Origin of the sequence: Shewanella sp. HL-SH4 (assembly GCF_051164845.1) — a bacterium.
Taxonomy (GTDB): domain Bacteria; phylum Pseudomonadota; class Gammaproteobacteria; order Enterobacterales; family Shewanellaceae; genus Shewanella; species Shewanella glacialimarina.
The window spans coordinates 1,675,323-1,693,651 of sequence record NZ_CP195037.1; the positions used below are offsets into that span (position 1 = coordinate 1,675,323).

Sequence of the window (18,329 nt, forward strand, 5' to 3'; positions counted from 1 at the left end):
ATGATCCAGCATATCGATATTGCAGTTAATTTATTAAGTTCAAGCTTAATAGAAAACAGCAGCGACATAATAGAACAAGCGGCGAAACATCATGTTTCGCCTTTAATCGTTATTGGTTCTGACCTGGACGAAAGTGGCCAAGCCATTACCCTATGTAAGCAACATCCCCTACACGTATTTTGTACAGCAGGTGTGCACCCTCACCATGCCAGTACGTGGACGAATACCAGTGCCAATGAGTTAAAACGATTAGCACTAGATGAAACTGTGGTTGCTATTGGTGAGTGCGGTTTAGATTATAACCGTGATTTTTCTCCGCGTGATAAACAACGACAAGCATTTGCAGCCCAACTTGAGATAGCCGCCAAACTCAACATGCCGGTTTATATGCATTGTCGCGATGCCCATGATGACTTTATCGCCATATTTAATCAGTATAAAGCCCACTTACCTAAGGCGGTATTGCATTGTTTTACCGGCAACAAATCAGAACTCGACGCATGTTTAGCTGCTGATTTATATATTGGCATTACAGGTTGGATTTGTGATGAACGTCGCGGACAAGATTTAGCTGAGTTAGTGAAGTATATTCCCAACAACCGTTTAATGGCAGAAACTGATGCGCCTTATCTACTACCAAGAAGTATGCGCCCTAAGCCTAAATCAAGTAAAAACTTACCCCAATACTTACCTTATATTGTCGAATCAATAGCGAAACTACGCAATCAAGATTATGCTGTAGTTGCGCAACATTGTTATCAAAACAGCAGTACGTTTTTTAACTTACCTGCCAATATTACTGGTACAAAGTAATGAATAATCAGCCAGTTTCAGCATTCATGCCTAGCAAACTATTTGGTTTGCTCTTTTTGGTTTTGTGCTCATTACTACTCACTCAGCAAAGTGTTGCTAACAATGAAAATTATAGTCATCAACCACCTGTTCGTCTCACAGAAAGTTCTATCACTAAAATTAATTTACATGACTGGATGTTTATTCAAACTCAGAAAGACATCAGTAACTTAGCAGAACTAGAACAACAAGCACCCACCACTTGGCGTAAAATAACCCGAGAAGATACTGAGCTTATTGGTGTTAAAGATATGTGGCTTAGCTTCAGTATTTTTTCACCAATTGACTATCAAACTCGTATTATTGCCCTTGATAACCCGTTAATTGACAATATAACGCTTTATCACAAAGTGAATGGAGAATTAGTCAGCACAGCTTATATGGGGGATGCATTAACGTTTAATAACCGACCATTGCAAAGTAATACTTTTCTATTTCCCTTTGAGTTACAACCAGGCGAAACTCACCAGTTTTTACTCAAAATAGACACTTTAGGCAGTACCAATTTACCGTTAATTTTATGGTCACCTAATGATTTAACTCAAGAAATTGAAACCAAAAATCTTAGTTATGGCTTACAAATCGGTTTATTGGTTGCTATCGGTACTTTTAGTCTTTTTATCGCATTAACTTCAGGCTCATTTAGCTTTAGTTATTACAGTGGCTATGTATTAAGTTTAGCGTTATTAGTTGCCACTATTCATGGTGTGTCATTCCGATATTTATGGTCAGAATGGCCCCAGGTGCAAAACACCATAGTCCCTTTTCTTATCCCCATTATTCTGGGATTTAACTTAATGTTCACTGAAAAGGTGCTACTGCTCAAATATCACAACTTACAGATGTTAAAAGTTTGCCGTTTATTAGCCGCTATTGCATTTTTGTTGGCAATAATACTGCCGTTTATTGACTATAGTATCGCGATATATGTTTTATTATTTTTCGTCGCTTTGGTATGCATTATTTTAAGCTTTATTACCATTGCCCAGGCTTGGGCAGGACAGCGTAATGCACGTTTATATGGGTTAGGGCGCGTTATACTACTTGCTAGTTGTATTATCTCTTGCCTGATGTATCTAGGCCTGTTTGACATAGGCATGGCTGTGCAAACGCCCCTAATGATAGGGATAAGTATTGAAGTTATCACTATGGCTGCGGTATTAACCATTCGCTATAACGATGAGCGTAAATCTAAGTTAGATATCCAACAGCAAGCATTAGAGCAGGCTGAGCGCTTAAGGCAAAACCGCGAAGAATTTTTTAAAGCTGAGACAGAAGCCAATGAACTGTTAGAGCAAATGGTCCAGGAGCGCACCTTAGAGTTAGAAGTGACTTTACGTGAACTAAATGAAGTTAATCAAAAACTCACCGAGCAGAACACTATCGATAGTCTAACGGGTGTCAAAAATCGTAGCGTATTTGATCGCAGACTGATTGCAGAGGGGCGTATCAGCCGCCGCCAACAAACGCCAATGGCACTACTAATGCTCGATATTGACAAGTTTAAGAGTATTAATGATCGCTATGGCCATTTAGCTGGCGATCATACCTTACAAATTATTGCTCATACCTTATCTGAACACGTAAAGCGCCCAACCGATCTCGTATCACGTTTTGGTGGTGAAGAGTTTGCTATTATATTGCCTAATACTGATGGAGATGGTGCAATGTTAGTGGCTGAGACAATACGCAATGCCATTGAAGTATTAGCGATAAAGTGGGATAGCCATGATATTCCGCTTACCATTAGTATCGGTATTTCTGTGGCGATTATTGATAGTGATGATCACCCAACCATTTTATTAGACCAAGCAGACAAAGCATTGTATCAAGCCAAGCGTGGTGGAAGAAATCGAGTCCGTCTTTACTCAGTAGCATCAGAAGAATCTTAACCTGGAGTAGAATGTGAATATTATTACTAGTGCTTTTCCTCAGCGCAGAATGCGCCGCATGCGTAAACATGAATTTAGTCGTCGCTTAATGGCTGAGAACCAGCTGACCGTAAATGATTTAATTTATCCGATGTTTATTCTAGAGGGAACGCAGCGCAGCGAAAAAAGTGGCTTCAATGCCAGGTGTTGAACGCTTCTCTATCGATTTATTATTAAAAGAAGCCGCTGAGTTAGTTGAGCTAGGCATTCCGTTAATTGCTCTATTTCCGGTAACGCCTGCTGATAAAAAGTCATTAATGGCAGAGGAAGCTTACAATGATGATGGACTTGTGCAGCGCGCCGTTCGCGAGTTAAAAAAAGCTTTCCCTCAACTGGGTGTGATGACAGACATTGCATTAGATCCGTTCACCACCCATGGTCAAGACGGCATCATTGATGATACAGGTTATATTTTAAATGACATCACAACTGAAATTTTAGTCAAGCAAGCGTTATCTCACGCTGCAGCAGGTGCTGATATTGTCGCGCCGTCTGACATGATGGACGGTCGTATTGGTGAGATCCGTAAAGCGTTAGAAGCGGCTGGTCATGTTAATACCCAAATAATGGCTTACTCTGCAAAATATTCTTCTAATTATTATGGTCCTTTCCGTGACGCGGTTGGCTCTGCTGGTAATCTAAAGGGTGGCAATAAGCATAGCTACCAAATGGATCCGGCAAATAGTGATGAAGCATTGCACGAAGTTGCTTTAGATATTCAAGAAGGTGCTGACATGGTGATGGTGAAACCTGGCATGCCCTACCTTGATATCGTCTATCGTGTTAAAACAGAGTTAGCGGTACCCACTTTCGCCTACCAAGTCAGTGGTGAATATGCCATGCATATGGCTGCGATTCAAAATGGCTGGCTAGCGGAAAAAGCCATCGTAATGGAGTCATTACTTTGCTTTAAACGTGCTGGTGCTGATGGGATATTAACTTACTTTGCAAAACGCGCGGCTCAGTGGTTAAAAGACGACAAATAGATTTTATCACCTTAGATAAGCCCAGATAATCTGGGCTTTTTTATTGTCTATTCACTGCTATGCGAATATGCTTTAAGTCTCATTTTGAGTATTTAACCTATTAATTTAGTGATTAAGTTAACATCCAGTATGGTTATTACTTAACAGCTAAATCAACTCATGTTTGAATATCCCTCGCACTATTTCCTTCTGTACAGAGGCTTTATCATGCACAATAGCATTAAGACATTATTCGCCACCAGCGCACTTATTTTCAGCAGCCAAGCATTAGTGGCTCCCGTTTTCGCCAACAATGGTTGTGGATTTGAAAAAGAGTCGCAAGGGTTTAACGCAACTTGCAGTGAGGAGAAAGAAGAAGTGATCATTACCGGTATTGTTACAACTGAAACACTTGCAAAAGATTTACCCGGCTATGCTGCAGAGTACCAAGACTACGTGCTTAATGAGGCGCAAATTGCAGCATTAAAGCAAGTATCAGAACCCACTGAAATAGTCGTTATTATGGGTACCTGGTGCCCGGATTGCCACCGTGAAACACCACGCTTTATGCGTTTAATCGAAGCAGCTGCCAACCCAAACCTTAAAGTGACCTATATAGGTGTTGACCGCAGCAAGCTTGACCCTGAAGGGCTAGCAGCTAAATATGATTTCACGCGTATTCCTACCTTTATTATTGAGCAAAAAAGTCATGAAATCGGCCGTATTGTAGAACGCCCTGAAGTGTCACTTGAAGCCGACTTAGTAAACATTTTGAAATAATGAGTTCTCGCTAAATGGCAAAAAAATAGGTCGCATTATGCGACCTATTTTTATTGTTCTATCGGTTGAGCTTAGCACTGATGGCCTAGTAACTCATGTATTAGCGTACGCGTTGCTTATCCGCCAGCACTTGCAATACGCCTTCACGTAATGCGCCGCCCGCTAAATGTAATTGCTTAATTGATAATAATTCAAACAATGCCAACAGGATGGCGACACCAGATGCAAAAGTGGGTGCTTGTTCTGCCGTTAATCCTTCAATATCGGATAGAAGCAAATCTGACTGAGCTAAAATCTCATCACGTAATGATTGCAGCACAGTTAAGGTGATCACTTCAGACACTTGCCTATGCTGCAATACCGACACAACAGATTGCACAACTCCTGATGCACCCACAGCCTTGTCCCAGCCTAAGTTAGTCAGAGACTGCATGTGCTCTGATAAAATATGTTTAACGGCATCTTTTACTTGGCAAAAATCAAGCATTTGAAAAGGCGTAGCATTGAAAAATTGTTGATTAAAAACCACCCCGCCCATAGGTACGCTGGTTTTAAATAACACTTTACGGCCCTTACCGACAATAAACTCGGTACTGGCACCACCAATATCAATCACGAGGCGTTTTTCTATGCCTGTAGTAGTTGCCACCATACCTTGATAAATTAATTCAGCTTCACGTAAACCTGAAATAACCTCTATCGGATGGCCTAATATAGGTAAAGCCTGCTGCTTAAACTCATCAGCATTAGCAATAACACGCAATGTGGCGGTAGCGATTACTGCAACATCATGCTGATTAACACGATGTTTTTTTAGCATATCTGCAAACAGAGCTAAACAATCTAACCCCCGTTGCATCACCTCATGCGACAAATAACCATCATCACCAATACCCTCTGCCAAACGCACTTTGCGCTTATACTTGGCAATAATCTGTGGCTTACCAGCCACAGTCACCGCAACCAACATATTAAAGCTATTAGAGCCTAATGTGATGGCTGCGTATGCAGGTAAAGATGATAATTGAGGCATTTACGTCGGTCTGCGTGTCCGATGACGCGATGGTGTATTACTGCTTCCACTTCGATGAGCACCTTTACTTGCACCATCACGGGTGCGGGTAGTAGGGTGTTTACGATGAATACGCACTGGCGGAGGAATATCATCCAGTAATGCATCACGGTCATAATCAGATACAGGAATAGCGTGGGTAATATAAGTTTCAATACCTGGTAAATTTAATGCATATTCTTCACAGGCAAAACTAATTGAAATACCTTTAGCGCCAGCTCGACCAGTACGGCCTATACGGTGTACATAATCTTCACAATCATCAGGTAAATCATAGTTATAAACATGCGATACATCAGAGATATGTAAACCACGGGCTGCTACATCTGTCGCGACTAAAATATCTAAATCACCGCAGGTAAACTGTTCAAGAATACGAATACGTTTCTTTTGTGGTACATCGCCTGTCAGTAACCCAACACGATGTCCATCACCTTCAAGGTATGACCATAGTTTTTCACAGCTGTGTTTGGTGTTAGAGAACACAATCGCTTTTTCTGGCCAGTCTTCTTCAATCAAAGTAAGCAATAAGCGCATTTTATCTTCCATTGAAGGATAAAAAATTTCTTCTTTGATGTTTTTAGAGGTTTTTTCAAGTGGTTCGATTTCCACTTTCTCAGGGTCATTCATATGATCATAGGCTAATTCCTGCACTTTCATTGAAAGTGTGGCAGAAAATAACATGTTCAAACGCGCTTTAGCGTCTGGCATACGACGAAATAAGAAACGAATATCTTTAATAAAGCCTAAATCGAACATACGATCGGCTTCATCTAATACCACAGCTTGAATGTGATTCAGGCTAATGACACCTTGGCGAACATAATCAATAATTCGACCTGTGGTACCAATTAAAATATCAACGCCTTTATCTAATACTTCACGCTGTGTCTCATAGCTTTCACCGCCATAAACAATCCCAACTTTTAAGCCAGTATGTTTAGCCAGTAAATTGGCATCTTTAGCAATTTGAATCGCTAATTCGCGAGTTGGAGCCATGATAATGGCACGCGGTTCAGTATTTTTGCGCCCTTCTGGGGCAGCAGATGTGAGTAAGTGATTAAAAGTTGCTACTAAGAACGCCATGGTTTTGCCTGTACCCGTTTGGGCTTGGCCGGCGATATCTTTAGTGTTTAATAAAATAGGTAATGATAAGGCTTGGATTGGGGTACAAAATTCAAAGCCGTTCTCGTTTAAGGCTGATAAAACTGCATCTTGCAGCGGAAAGTCAGCGAACTTTTTGGTAGATAAATGTGTTTGGCTCATGGCACCAGCATACTAGTTGGGGTTGCAAAAAAAGATACGATAGTTTGAAATAGCTACATTGTTTATCCGTTCATATTATATATGCAGAGTTCAAAGCACCTCACTGCACAGGCTTCTTTATTGATAAATAATTAATTATCAAATGGTTATAAAAAAGACTGGGCACTGAGAAGCTTAAAAAAAATCACCTTAACTATTTAACAGCGGATGATGCTCTGCGTATAATGGCAAATATAAAAATTGCGGATATTTACACGGTCACTTGAAAAGCTTTTCAACTAACCCAATATACATGGTAAGCCATTAATAAACTAGCAATGGAACCAAATCTGGAGAACAACATGAGCGACAAAATAGTATACCTAAGCGACGACAGCTTCGAAAACGACGTATTAAAGTCTGACACTCCTGTGTTAGTCGATTTCTGGGCTGAGTGGTGCGGACCTTGTAAAATGATCGCGCCAATCTTAGATGACGTAGCAGAAGAGTATGCAGGTAGAGTTACTGTTGCCAAAATGAACGTTGACCAAAACAGCATTACACCTGCAAAGTTTGGCGTTCGTGGCATTCCAACCTTGCTTATGTTTAAAGGTGGCGAGTTAGCTGCAACCAAAGTTGGTGCGCTGTCTAAAACGCAATTAAAAGAGTTTATTGACGCTCAAATCTAATCTCATTTAGAGTCTAATTGCGAAATGGCACAAGTTTTATACAATTTGTGCCATTTTTGTACCTAAAATTCTGGACGTCAGCCTAATATGGTGATAAATTTACCTCAGATTTTTTCAATTTAACCTTTTCTCGCTTTTCAGTCATAAACTCTGTTCAATACCCCTACTGATTGATTGCGGTAAGCTTTGTCGCGTAACACAAGACTCCCATACATGAATTTAACAGAATTAAAAGACACGCCGATTTCAGATCTTGTTTCACTTGCTGAAAGCATGAAACTAGAAAATATGGCTCGCGCCCGTAAGCAAGATATTATCTTCTCGATTTTAAAATCACATGCCAAAAGCGGAGAAGATATCTTCGGTGGCGGTGTATTAGAAATCCTCCAAGACGGTTTTGGATTTTTAAGAAGTTCAGATGGTTCATACTTAGCCGGCCCTGACGATATCTATGTTTCACCTAGCCAAATTCGCCGCTTCAATATGCGTACTGGTGACTCCATTTTTGGTAAGATACGTCCGCCTAAAGAAGGTGAAAGATATTTTGCCCTGCTAAAAGTATCTGAAGTTAACTTCGATAAGCCAGAAAGCTCACGCAACAAAATTTTGTTTGAAAACTTAACCCCACTTCATGCTGAAGAACGTCTTCGTATGGAACGCGGTAATGGTTCAACAGAAGATATTACCTCACGTATTCTTGACCTATGTTCTCCTATCGGTAAAGGTCAACGTGGTTTGATTGTTGCGCCGCCAAAAGCGGGTAAAACATTATTACTTCAAAACATCGCCCAAAGTATTACTTATAACAACCCTGATGTGGTGTTAATGGTATTACTTATTGACGAACGCCCAGAAGAAGTGACCGAAATGCAGCGCATGGTCAAAGGCGAAGTTATTGCTTCTACCTTTGATGAGCCAGCAAGCCGTCACGTTCAAGTTGCCGAAATGGTACTTGAAAAAGCCAAGCGTTTAGTTGAACACAAAAAAGACGTAGTGATTTTATTAGACTCTATCACTCGTTTAGCCCGTGCATACAACACCGTTATTCCATCATCAGGTAAAGTACTTACCGGTGGTGTTGATGCTAACGCACTGCACCGTCCAAAGCGTTTCTTCGGTGCAGCACGTAACATCGAGCACGGCGGCAGCTTAACCATTATTGCTACCGCACTTGTTGATACTGGTTCTAAAATGGATGAAGTGATTTACGAAGAATTTAAAGGTACCGGTAACCAAGAGTTACACCTTTCTCGTAAAGCAGCTGAAAAGCGCGTGTTCCCGGCGATTGATTTCAACCGCAGCGGTACTCGTCGCGAAGAGAAACTGACCACAGTTGAAGAGCTTCAGAAGATGTGGATCCTGCGAAAAATACTTCACCCAATGGATGAAGTATCAGCAATGGAATTCTTAATCGATAAGCTTGCAATGACTAAGACAAATGAAGAATTCTTCACCGCGATGAAACGCACTAAGTCTTAAGACATACATTCTACCTCTAATAAAAATGCCGCTAGCTCAATTGAGTTTAGCGGCATTTTTGTATCAATCAGTTTATCGCTAATCAATACATCCACTACAAAATCCTATTCGGGCTTGCTATCGCCATCTTACGGCGTAAGTAAGCAATCTGTTGCATATGAGGTAAATCTTTCGGGCAAGCATCTTGGCAGCCAAGCAATGTCATGCAACCAAATACCCCATCTTGATTACCGATAACATGATAAAAATCATCCGCAGTACGGGTATCGCGGCTATCTAATTCAAAGCGGGCAATTTTCATCATACCCACCGCGCCAACAAAGGTTTCACGCATTTGTTTGGTGGCGCAGGCTGACACACATACACCACACTCTACACAACGGTCGAGTTCGTATAACTTGGCCGCTTCGTCTGGGTCCATGGGTGTTTCGATGCGATGAATATCACTATCAAAATTATTTGGCTGTAACCACAACTGTAAACGTTCGGCCAACTCGCGCATAAACTTACCGGTGTTAACTGACAAATCGCCGATTAATTCAAACCCAGGTAATGGCATCAATATAATGTCACCTTTAGGGTAATTAGCCGTTAAAGTGCGGCAAGCCAATGTGGGCTTGCCGTTAATCACCATGGCGCAGCTGCCGCAAATGCCTGCGCGGCAGACAAAGTCAAATTGCAGTGAAGGGTCCTGTTGCTCACGAAGCATATTCAGCGCAATAAACACCGTCATGCCGGGCGCTTCAGTCACTTCATAGTTAACCATTTTCGGTTTGTCGTTAGGGTCTTGTGGATCAAATCTAAAAATTGAAAAACGAATTGTTCTAGCTTGGCTCATGTTATTTATCTCCCACCATTGTTGCACTAACCACAGCACAATTTAATGTGTCTGATAAGCGCTGATTTAGCGGCATTAGCTCGTCAGGTAAGGTGAATGGCATGATTGCTGCCTGCTTGGCATATCGGTCAGCATCAATACCTAAGTTGGCAAGAATGGCGTCTATTTGCTGCTGACGCTTCTCGGTATCGGGATGCGCAATCGTATTGTTTACACCATAGCCACGATAGCCCGGTGGCAGTTCCATTTGCATCACATCAAGCGCTTCATAACTCAGTACTGGCGCTAAAGCATCGGCATCTGGCCAGGTTGATAATGTCCGGTTTAGCCAGTCTTTATCATTACGTTGTGGAAAGTCTTCACGGGAGTGAGCACCACGACTTTCGGTGCGCGCATTCGCACCGCAAGCGACAGTTAGCGCCACTTTTAGCATTCGCCTTAGGCGTAATGCTTCTACTAGCTCAGGGTTAGCATGGCGTTTTTTACACCTTAGTCCGATATTGCGTGAACGTTTAAGCAACTGACTTAACTCATCTACGGCTTGTTGTAACTCATCGCCATTTCTGAAAATACCGACGTAATCCATCATAATTTTTTGCATCGCCAGCTTAAGTTCAAAGGTATTTTCGGTGCCTTCACCATCCACTAAACCATTAATCTCATCAATTAACTCACCACCGAAACGATTAATGAGGTCAGTATCAATAACCAGATTGTTTTTCTCGCCAAAGTCAGCAACATATTTACCAATAATCATCCCGCCAACCACGGTTTCTGCTAGAGAATTCCCGCCTAAACGATTAAAGCCATGCATATCCCAACACGCCGCCTCTCCCACACTAAATAAACCTGATAACTGCGGGCTTTCACCTGTAGGCGTTGTGCGTATGCCGCCCATAGAATAATGCTGAGTTGGCCTAACGGGGATCCAATCTTTTGTGGGGTCAATACCGAGAAATTTTTCACAAATTTCTTTCACTTCGCGCAAGTTGGTTTCAATGTGTTTGCGGCCTAACAAGGTAATATCCAACCATAAATGTGGGCCATACGGGCTATCGACACCTTTGCCTTTACGCATATGCTCGGTCATGCGCCGTGACACTACATCACGTGACGCTAATTCTTTCTTTTCAGGCTCATAATCTGGCATAAAACGATAGCCGTCTTTATCGCGCAATAACCCGCCATCACCGCGACAGCCTTCTGTGGTTAAAATACCTACGGGCACAATTGCAGTAGGATGAAACTGTACCGCTTCCATATTACCTAATGTCGCCACGCCAGTTTCTAACGCCAATGCTTGGCCTATCCCATCACAAATAATCGCATTGGTAGACACTTCATATATACGACCATAACCCCCAGTAGCTATCGTGGTTGATTTAGCAATATACGCCCTAACCTCGCCAGTAATTAAACAGCGAGCAATCACACCTTGGCAGCGCTTGCCATCATGAATAATCTTTAGCGCTTCCATGCGTTCGTGTACAGGAATGCCTAACGAAATCGCTTTATTATCGACCGCATACAGCAATGAATGCCCAGTCCCGTCTGCGGTATAACAGGTGCGCCATTTCTGGGTGCCGCCAAAGTCACGGGCATTAATTAACCCATGCGCCTCTTCGGCTTCATTAATAGTGACCTTCTGTGCATTAACTATCACCTGACGTTCACCTTTAGTGATGCGTGTCCAAGGTACACCCCAATTGGCTAACTCACGTACTGCTTTAGGTGCACAATGGGCAAACATACGGGCAACGGTTTGATCGCAGCCCCAGTCAGAGCCTTTTACCGTGTCTTCAAAATGCACATCTTCATCATCGCCCATGCCTTTTATTGTGTTACCCAAACTAGCTTGCATTCCTCCCTGGGCTGCTGCTGAATGAGAGCGTTTAGCTTGAATGAGTGACAGCACTAATGTGTCAAGACCGCGCTCTTTTGACGCAATAGCAACCCTTAAACCCGCTAAACCGGCACCAACCACTAATGTATCGGTATAAATTATTTGCATGTTTATTCCTTATAAAGTGGGCACAAAAGGGATAACAGGCAACTCAAGGGTTCGCCCTATCACAATGTAAGCGACTAAACTGGCAATACCGATAATTATCAAATATACCAGCAGCACCTTGGCAAACTTAAGCAAGGCAAAACGTTGCTGTACTAATCCCCACTTCACGCAAACACGATATAAACCAAACACGGCGTGCACTACAACGGCGGGTAAAAGTAAGATATACAGAATCCAGAAATTATCGTAATAAACTCGCTCGGCAGATAAATGCGGGCCAATTTCAGGATTCATGATCATGGTAAATAGATGCACCGGCACTAAGAAAAACAATAAAAAACCTGTCACCATTTGCCAGAACCATATTTTGGTATCTTCGTGGGGTAAAAAATGCATTTGTTGCCGTAATGCTCGCCATTGACCAATTTGAGTCGGAAAGCGGCGCAAGGCAAAAATGGCATGGATCATCACCACAACTAACATAAACGCTGAAAATATCTGGGTTAATAATGGATAACCATGGCCCGTTTCACTGAAAATCCCACCCTCAAGAAACTGAACAACGTGATAAAAAGCTTCTTTACCCAACAAGATGCTCGATTCAAAATGTAAATGCGCAATAATAAAAAGCCCGAGTAACACCCCGGATATACTTTGTAAACTGTCAGCTCTTGCAGCCCAAATTGGATGAGAAAACCCCTTGGCAGCACTCACATTATTATTTTTTGCAGGCAAGTAATGAGTATCCATAAATTGTTACATCCGGTACTGGCACAATAAGATACCTTGACCATATCAAGTCTTTTCAAACAACATCATTGGCGATAAAACAAACCGTGACCTTGCTCACTTATTATCATGTCCGACTTAGAGGCTGATCACACTGTGTTTAAGATTGAAATTTCAAACAAACCCAATAACTTGACCAACTAACAAAACGAATTTGCGTAATTAAACAATAACAATGATCATATCGCGATAATTAACCGTCATCACATTCATAATGTCACTCCAAAAATCTTAACAAGATAAAATCCATACTAAGGTGCGCATCTGTAAATGGTTTGGGTATAATAGCCGCCATTAACACCACTTTTATCAAAGATTAGGAACACCCCATGGCTTGGATCCAATTGCGCATTCACACCCATCGCGACAATGCAGATATGTTAGGCGACTTATTGATGGATCAAGGTTCTGTTTCCATTACCTATGAAGATGGCCAGGACGAACCCATTTTTGAACCTAAATTAGGTGAAACTCCACTTTGGCAAGATACGGTAGTTGTTGCGTTATTTGATGCAGGCACCGATTTAGCACCCACGATTGAATTTTTAGAATCTATGCCATTTTTAGGCGCTGGTTTTAACCATAAAATTGAACAGGTAGAAGATAAAGACTGGGTACGTGAATGGATGGACAGTTTCCACCCTATTCAATTTGGTCAACGTTTATGGATTTGCCCAAGCTGGCGCCCCATTCCTGACCCAGAAGCGGTTAACGTTATTTTAGATCCTGGCTTAGCATTTGGCACAGGTACACACCCTACAACTGCATTATGTCTTGAGTGGTTGGACAGCTTAGATTTAGCTGATAAAGAAGTTATCGATTTTGGTTGTGGATCAGGTATTTTAGCGATTGCCGCTATCAAACTAGGGGCCAAAAAAGTCACTGGTGTGGATATTGATTATCAAGCCATAGACGCCTCTACTGCAAATGCTGAACGTAACGATGTGGCGGATAAACTATCACTTTATTTACCTGAAGATCAGCCAGAGAATTTACAAGCTGATGTGCTTGTCGCCAATATTCTAGCGGGGCCGCTCAAAGAATTAGCCCCATTAATTGCTGAAAAAGTAAAAACCGGTGGTCAACTAGCCCTGTCAGGTTTATTACGTGAACAGGCCCAAGATGTATCTGACTTCTATAGCCAATGGTTTGATATGGACCCAGCGTGCCATAAAGAAGATTGGACTCGCTTAAACGGAACAAAAAAATAGTTTACTATTTAAGCAAACAGACGCGCGTATAACAAGGGTTACAATTGTTTTACACGCGTCTAGCTTATCTACTGCTTAGCTGCAACCCCCATCAGTGCTCAAAAACAAAAATATATCCCCCTTAACCGCAGATATTAAGTCAATTAATTGTCTGAGATCAAAAGTCAAGTAAAAAAGTTTTATTTAGGTCATTTATTGACCTTTTCAAGCTGGTCAAAAAGGGCTACTATAGCGCCCCTTTGAAGAGCAAGGTGAAATCAGCAAATGCGAATTGGCCCCTATCAACTGTCTAACCAGCTGATCGTGGCACCAATGGCAGGTGTCACCGATCAAGCCTTCCGCAACCTTTGTTTACGTTATGGCGCAGCCTTAGCAGTATCTGAAATGTTGTCGTCCAATCCTGATGTTTGGGACTCGGATAAAAGCCGCATGCGCATGGCGCATTCAGGCGAAGAAGGAATACGCTCCGTACAAATTGCAGGTGCAGACCCTGATTTAATGGCTAATGCCGCTCAGTTCAACGTTGAACAAGGCGCGCATATCATTGATATCAATATGGGTTGCCCAGCAAAAAAAGTGAATAAAAAGTTAGCTGGTTCTGCATTGATGCAAAACCCCTGCTTAGTAAAAGAGATTTTACAAGCCGTGGTTAGCGCAGTGGATGTTCCGGTAACCTTAAAAATTCGCACAGGGTGGGACCCAGATAATCGTAACGGGATCCAAATAGCCCAAATTGCTCAAGATTGTGGCATTGCTTCGTTAGCGGTTCATGGCCGTACAAAGCAATGTATGTATAAAGGCTTTGCCGAATACGACACAATTAAAGCAATAAAACAGAATATCTCGATTCCGGTTGTTGCCAATGGCGATATTAACAGCCCCGAAAAAGCCAAATTTGTGCTTGATTACACGGGTGCTGATGCGGTGATGATAGGAAGAGGTGCACAAGGAAGGCCCTGGATTTTTAAAGAGATTCAGCACTACTTGGAAACAGGTACAAAGTTAGCGCCTATCGGGGCAGAAGAGCAACGCACTGTGATGCTTGAACACCTTGATAAACTTTATAATCTGTATGGCGAGTACAAAGGTGTCCGTTTTGCCAGAAAGCATATCGGATGGTACCTAAACCAGGAAGAACAACGTCAATGGCGTGCTGACTTCAACAGGCTTGAAACCGCTGTCCAACAGCATTCCTTTGTGGAATGTTATTTTGAAGAATTAGTGTAAAATTAATTAAAGAGCAGAATAGAATGTTTGATCAGACAACTAACACAGAAGTTCACCAGCTTACCGTAGGCAAAATCGAAACAGCAAACGGCACTATCAAGCCGCAGTTATTACGCGACGCAGTAAAACGCGCCGTAACCAACTTCTTCTCTCAGTTAGACGGTCAGGAAGCTTCAGAAGTGTATGAAATGGTACTTAGTGAAGTTGAAGCACCTTTACTAGACATTATCATGCAACACACTCGTGGCAACCAAACTCGCGCAGCGAACATGTTAGGTATCAACCGTGGTACTTTACGTAAGAAGCTAAAAAAATATGGCATGAACTAAGACTCAACGTCTAAGTGATTGTAAGAAAACGGGCTTATCAGCAATGATAAGCCCGTTTTTGCTTTGTAGTTACACGCATGGTTACACGCACCTGTTTTTCACTCAATCGTATTCATTAGAAATTATCATAATAAAAGTCTAGTTTTGTCAGGTTCTAGTGCGAAAACCTACCCAAAACCTCGCCCGTCCTAATACGCCCGAAAACCTTTAAGGACTCCGAACAAACCTCTGAGCTCATCTATTCAACACGGCTTTGTGGACTCATTCTTAGGGTATTCTTAGTAGTCGGCATTGGTATCACTTTATTCGCAATCGGCTATGACCATAGTTATGCGCCCCATCTTGTAAATAGCCTTTCCCACGTCCTTTAAATAAGTAGCTAACTTGATAAACCAACCCCACTAAGTCTTGGGCATTAACTAATTCATAATGGGATCGTGAAAATAATTCCGCGCCAACCGTTAAATCCTGGCGGTTCAATCTGTAATAACCGCCCCAATAGGGTGTAGAACCGCCCACATCAGCCCATATTCGGCTTATGCGTGACTGTAACCACTTTGGACTTTGTACCTCGTGACCGTTAAGCATCAATACAACATGGTAATGCTGGTTTTTACTTGTCTCTACTTCGGCAGTCCACGTATAACCAATCAGGCTTGATGGATAGTGGTTCTTTAATTGCTTCTTGAGTCGAGTTAAAAATTTCTCAAATTGAGTATGATCATTAATGCTTCTTAAACTGTCAGTTGGAAAGCTCAAAACAAATCGATAAGCGAATACTTTAGAATGTTTATTAAACATAACATAAAGCTGATCTAACCAGCGCTTAAACGGCTTAGTGTGCATACCGCTTTTCTTTGAATTAACACGCCAAATTAGTCCATCATACTCAATATAATCTTGATAGCTAAGATACAAAGCGAACACCATAGATATTATTAAGTAACCTAGTAAAAAACAGAGAGTGATCGAGTTTAGTTATCAGACAGGTTAAGGCTTTGGTCTGATAGTAATAACTAACATTTGAGGGGGAGGAAATGCGGGAGTATTGTTTAAGTTTGTAAACCCATTGGTATACTTCGGTTTCAGCGCTAGCAATCACTAACTTGATATTAGAAAAAAAGTGCTCTGAATAAATTGTGCAACTCATCATCCTTGGTGTACTCTTTAATAGCTGGTGGCGTTAAGTTTGGCGACTGCACCACCAGCATGTTGATGAAATGCCCTTTACTTAGCTGTCTTGGGCGTTTTCTTTTAAAGGCATAAGAAACCAGCGCCAATTGGTGTTCACTGCCACACAGGCAGCTTAGCATTTAGAGGCCACCAGCACCTATTTGAAGCACTTCTTCACAGTGTTATCGAATGCTATTCCATTTCTCTGTCATGTGTTTATCTATGGTAGACACTAATTGATTAGATACACCTAAATTTCTCGCTTCTTGTGCAAAGCTTCTGGTTTGCTGATAAATATCTTCCAGCATTTCCCGTAACGGCTTATCACTTGAATAACCTGCTTGGCCTGCCAACATTTTGAGTGCCTGTTTTGGCGAACTGCCATTACCATTGAAAGCTGTCATATGCTGTTTGTATGGCGAGGGACTGTAAACGATGTCGTAAAATGGTGATAACTGCCACTTGTCGTTATCATCAGCTAAAAAGGCAAAGTTCTTAGAATGATCATCTTGGTTAACGGTTATGAAGTTGAACAAAGCACGTTTAACTAACTTTCTTGCTTCTCCTACACCACAGAGCAATCGAGTCGCTTTGACTAAATCAACGTAGTCTAATGATGGCTCCCTGAAAGGAGCATCTAGCAAACCGCAAGCCGAAACCATGTGGCGTTTACCTTGAGGCGTACAATCAAATCGAGTTTGTTGTAACCACATTCGTCCAGCACCTGCTTCTATTAATTCAAATTCTGGCGTATCAATCCCTAGCTTACTGGCCATTTGCATGTAGGTGTATTCAATCAAGCTTTCTGAATGTTTTAAGTCGAATTTTTCTGAAGTTAATTTAACAATCAACTTTTCACCAATAGCATTGGCATGTGTCGAAAATTGGCCATCACAGGTTTTAGTGACATTAAGTTTAGGGCGAGCACCACCAGAGCCCGCTGCACTCATAAGCTGCTCAATCAGGCTTGATTCCGCACCTTCAAATTCTTTAACCGCTTCTTGGCCAAGTGCAATAAGCTCAACATCTCTTGAATTAGACCCCAACAAGTTTATTTCTGGTTCATAAGATAATGCGCCAAGACATTGGTCACCAATGTAAGCTAGCCGTTCTAGAGCGGTTATCAGCTGTGGGTTATAGCCATTTAGCCTAAACACCCTATCCATCAGGTGCAATCCCCACCCGTCAGGAAGACTGTCACCGAACACCCCATGTATACCATAATGTGGCTGTCTGGGAGCTTTTTGCAGAGTGAGATCAGCTTTAATATTAAAGGGCGCTATTGAGGAAGGATGTTGAGCTAAATAGCTTTCATCGTATTGAAAAAAGGTGCCTGTTTTATTTTCCGCCAATGTGCCAACAAGCTGTTTACTACCATCACTGAATGTTCTGCTTACGCTTAATGGTGTCTCAAGCATTTTTTAGAACCTCCTCAATGCTGGTGGGCTGGTCACTATCAGGTTTAGTCAAAGTGCGGATGTTGTTCAAATTGCCTATGACTTCATAGAGCATTAGAAACTGCCTGAGGGAAATATTACCTGTGCTTTCAAATTTTCTTATAGTGCCATAAGGCACACCAGAACGCGTAGCCAACTCCTCAACAGAAAGCTTCTTGCGTTTGCGAGATTGACTGATGAACTCTTGCAATTCCATTTGAACATCAAATGCAGTATATAGATTAAGCATACAACTCACCTGTTACTATAGTGACAATAAAGCCATAAAAAACAGAAAAACT

Annotated in this window: 16 protein-coding genes and 1 pseudogene; 9 read left to right on the forward strand and 8 right to left on the reverse strand. The window is 41.8% G+C overall.

Going from position 1 to position 18,329, the window contains the following annotated elements; translation table 11 throughout:
• From ACRWQL_RS08305 to ACRWQL_RS08320, 4 genes and pseudogenes are all read left to right on the forward strand, one after another.
• Window positions 1-813, forward strand: a complete 813-nt coding sequence (locus ACRWQL_RS08305) for a TatD family hydrolase (protein WP_434953067.1) — start codon at window positions 1-3, stop codon at window positions 811-813.
• Window positions 813-2,744, forward strand: coding sequence for a sensor domain-containing diguanylate cyclase (locus ACRWQL_RS08310; protein WP_434953068.1), 1,932 nt, complete (start codon window positions 813-815; stop codon window positions 2,742-2,744). The genes ACRWQL_RS08305 and ACRWQL_RS08310 overlap by 1 nt, the downstream gene beginning before the upstream one ends.
• Before the next feature lie 13 nt (window positions 2,745-2,757).
• Window positions 2,758-3,769 (forward strand): annotated as a pseudogene (hemB, locus tag ACRWQL_RS08315) (porphobilinogen synthase).
• Between the two features lie 207 nt (window positions 3,770-3,976).
• Window positions 3,977-4,528, forward strand: coding sequence for a thioredoxin family protein (locus tag ACRWQL_RS08320; RefSeq protein ID WP_434953069.1), 552 nt, complete (start codon window positions 3,977-3,979; stop codon window positions 4,526-4,528).
• 100 nt (window positions 4,529-4,628) lie between these two features.
• Here ACRWQL_RS08320 and ACRWQL_RS08325 read toward each other — a convergent pair whose 3' ends face one another.
• Together ACRWQL_RS08325 and rhlB are read right to left on the reverse strand one after the other, a co-directional pair.
• Window positions 4,629-5,561, reverse strand: a complete 933-nt coding sequence (locus ACRWQL_RS08325; protein ID WP_434953070.1) for a Ppx/GppA phosphatase family protein — start codon at window positions 5,559-5,561, stop codon at window positions 4,629-4,631.
• Window positions 5,562-6,866, reverse strand: coding sequence for an ATP-dependent RNA helicase RhlB (gene rhlB / locus ACRWQL_RS08330; RefSeq protein ID WP_226411570.1), 1,305 nt, complete (start codon window positions 6,864-6,866; stop codon window positions 5,562-5,564).
• Between the two features lie 341 nt (window positions 6,867-7,207).
• Here rhlB and trxA point away from each other — a divergent pair, with 341 nt between their 5' ends.
• The gene (gene trxA, locus ACRWQL_RS08335; RefSeq protein WP_226411572.1) at window positions 7,208-7,534 is read left to right on the forward strand and encodes a thioredoxin TrxA; all 327 of its coding nucleotides are present in this window, start codon (window positions 7,208-7,210) and stop codon (window positions 7,532-7,534) included.
• Window positions 7,535-7,747: 213 nt separating this feature from the next.
• Window positions 7,748-9,013, forward strand: coding sequence for a transcription termination factor Rho (gene rho / locus ACRWQL_RS08340; protein ID WP_434953071.1), 1,266 nt, complete (start codon window positions 7,748-7,750; stop codon window positions 9,011-9,013).
• A 94-nt stretch (window positions 9,014-9,107) separates the two neighbouring features.
• Here the strand turns inward: rho and ACRWQL_RS08345 are convergent, their stop codons facing one another.
• The 3 genes from ACRWQL_RS08345 to ACRWQL_RS08355 are packed head-to-tail and all read right to left on the reverse strand — an operon-like array spanning window position 9,108 to window position 12,612.
• Window positions 9,108-9,851, reverse strand: coding sequence for a fumarate reductase iron-sulfur subunit (locus ACRWQL_RS08345; RefSeq protein ID WP_434928030.1), 744 nt, complete (start codon window positions 9,849-9,851; stop codon window positions 9,108-9,110).
• Window position 9,852: 1 nt separating this feature from the next.
• Window positions 9,853-11,862: a fumarate reductase flavoprotein subunit gene (locus ACRWQL_RS08350; protein ID WP_434953072.1), complete on the reverse strand. Its 2,010-nt coding sequence runs from the start codon at window positions 11,860-11,862 to the stop codon at window positions 9,853-9,855.
• A gap of 9 nt (window positions 11,863-11,871) precedes the next feature.
• Window positions 11,872-12,612: a fumarate reductase cytochrome b subunit gene (locus ACRWQL_RS08355; protein WP_434953073.1), complete on the reverse strand. Its 741-nt coding sequence runs from the start codon at window positions 12,610-12,612 to the stop codon at window positions 11,872-11,874.
• A 368-nt stretch (window positions 12,613-12,980) separates the two neighbouring features.
• Between ACRWQL_RS08355 and prmA the strand changes: the two genes are divergently transcribed.
• The 3 genes from prmA (at window position 12,981) to fis (ending at window position 15,418) form a co-directional block, all read left to right on the forward strand.
• Window positions 12,981-13,862, forward strand: coding sequence for a 50S ribosomal protein L11 methyltransferase (gene prmA, locus ACRWQL_RS08360; protein WP_226411577.1), 882 nt, complete (start codon window positions 12,981-12,983; stop codon window positions 13,860-13,862).
• Window positions 13,863-14,126: 264 nt separating this feature from the next.
• Window positions 14,127-15,089 carry a tRNA dihydrouridine synthase DusB gene (gene dusB, locus ACRWQL_RS08365; protein ID WP_226411578.1) on the forward strand — a complete coding sequence of 321 codons (963 nt, stop codon included), beginning with the start codon at window positions 14,127-14,129 and terminating at the stop codon, window positions 15,087-15,089.
• Between the two features lie 23 nt (window positions 15,090-15,112).
• The gene (gene fis, locus ACRWQL_RS08370) at window positions 15,113-15,418 is read left to right on the forward strand and encodes a DNA-binding transcriptional regulator Fis (RefSeq protein WP_011494902.1); all 306 of its coding nucleotides are present in this window, start codon (window positions 15,113-15,115) and stop codon (window positions 15,416-15,418) included.
• Window positions 15,419-15,715: 297 nt separating this feature from the next.
• On the opposite strand, the gene ACRWQL_RS08375 is transcribed toward fis, so the two are convergent.
• From ACRWQL_RS08375 to ACRWQL_RS08385, 3 genes are all read right to left on the reverse strand, one after another.
• A complete protein-coding gene (locus ACRWQL_RS08375) occupies window positions 15,716-16,264 on the reverse strand; it encodes a YagK/YfjJ domain-containing protein (protein ID WP_434953074.1) in 549 nt (182 codons plus the stop codon).
• A 509-nt stretch (window positions 16,265-16,773) separates the two neighbouring features.
• Window positions 16,774-18,009: a type II toxin-antitoxin system HipA family toxin gene (locus tag ACRWQL_RS08380; protein ID WP_434953075.1), complete on the reverse strand. Its 1,236-nt coding sequence runs from the start codon at window positions 18,007-18,009 to the stop codon at window positions 16,774-16,776.
• Window positions 18,002-18,277 (reverse strand): transcriptional regulator, encoded by a 276-nt coding sequence (locus ACRWQL_RS08385; RefSeq protein ID WP_434953076.1) that lies wholly within the window; start codon window positions 18,275-18,277, stop codon window positions 18,002-18,004. The genes ACRWQL_RS08380 and ACRWQL_RS08385 overlap by 8 nt, the downstream gene beginning before the upstream one ends.
• Between the last annotated feature and the right edge of the window lie 52 nt (window positions 18,278-18,329).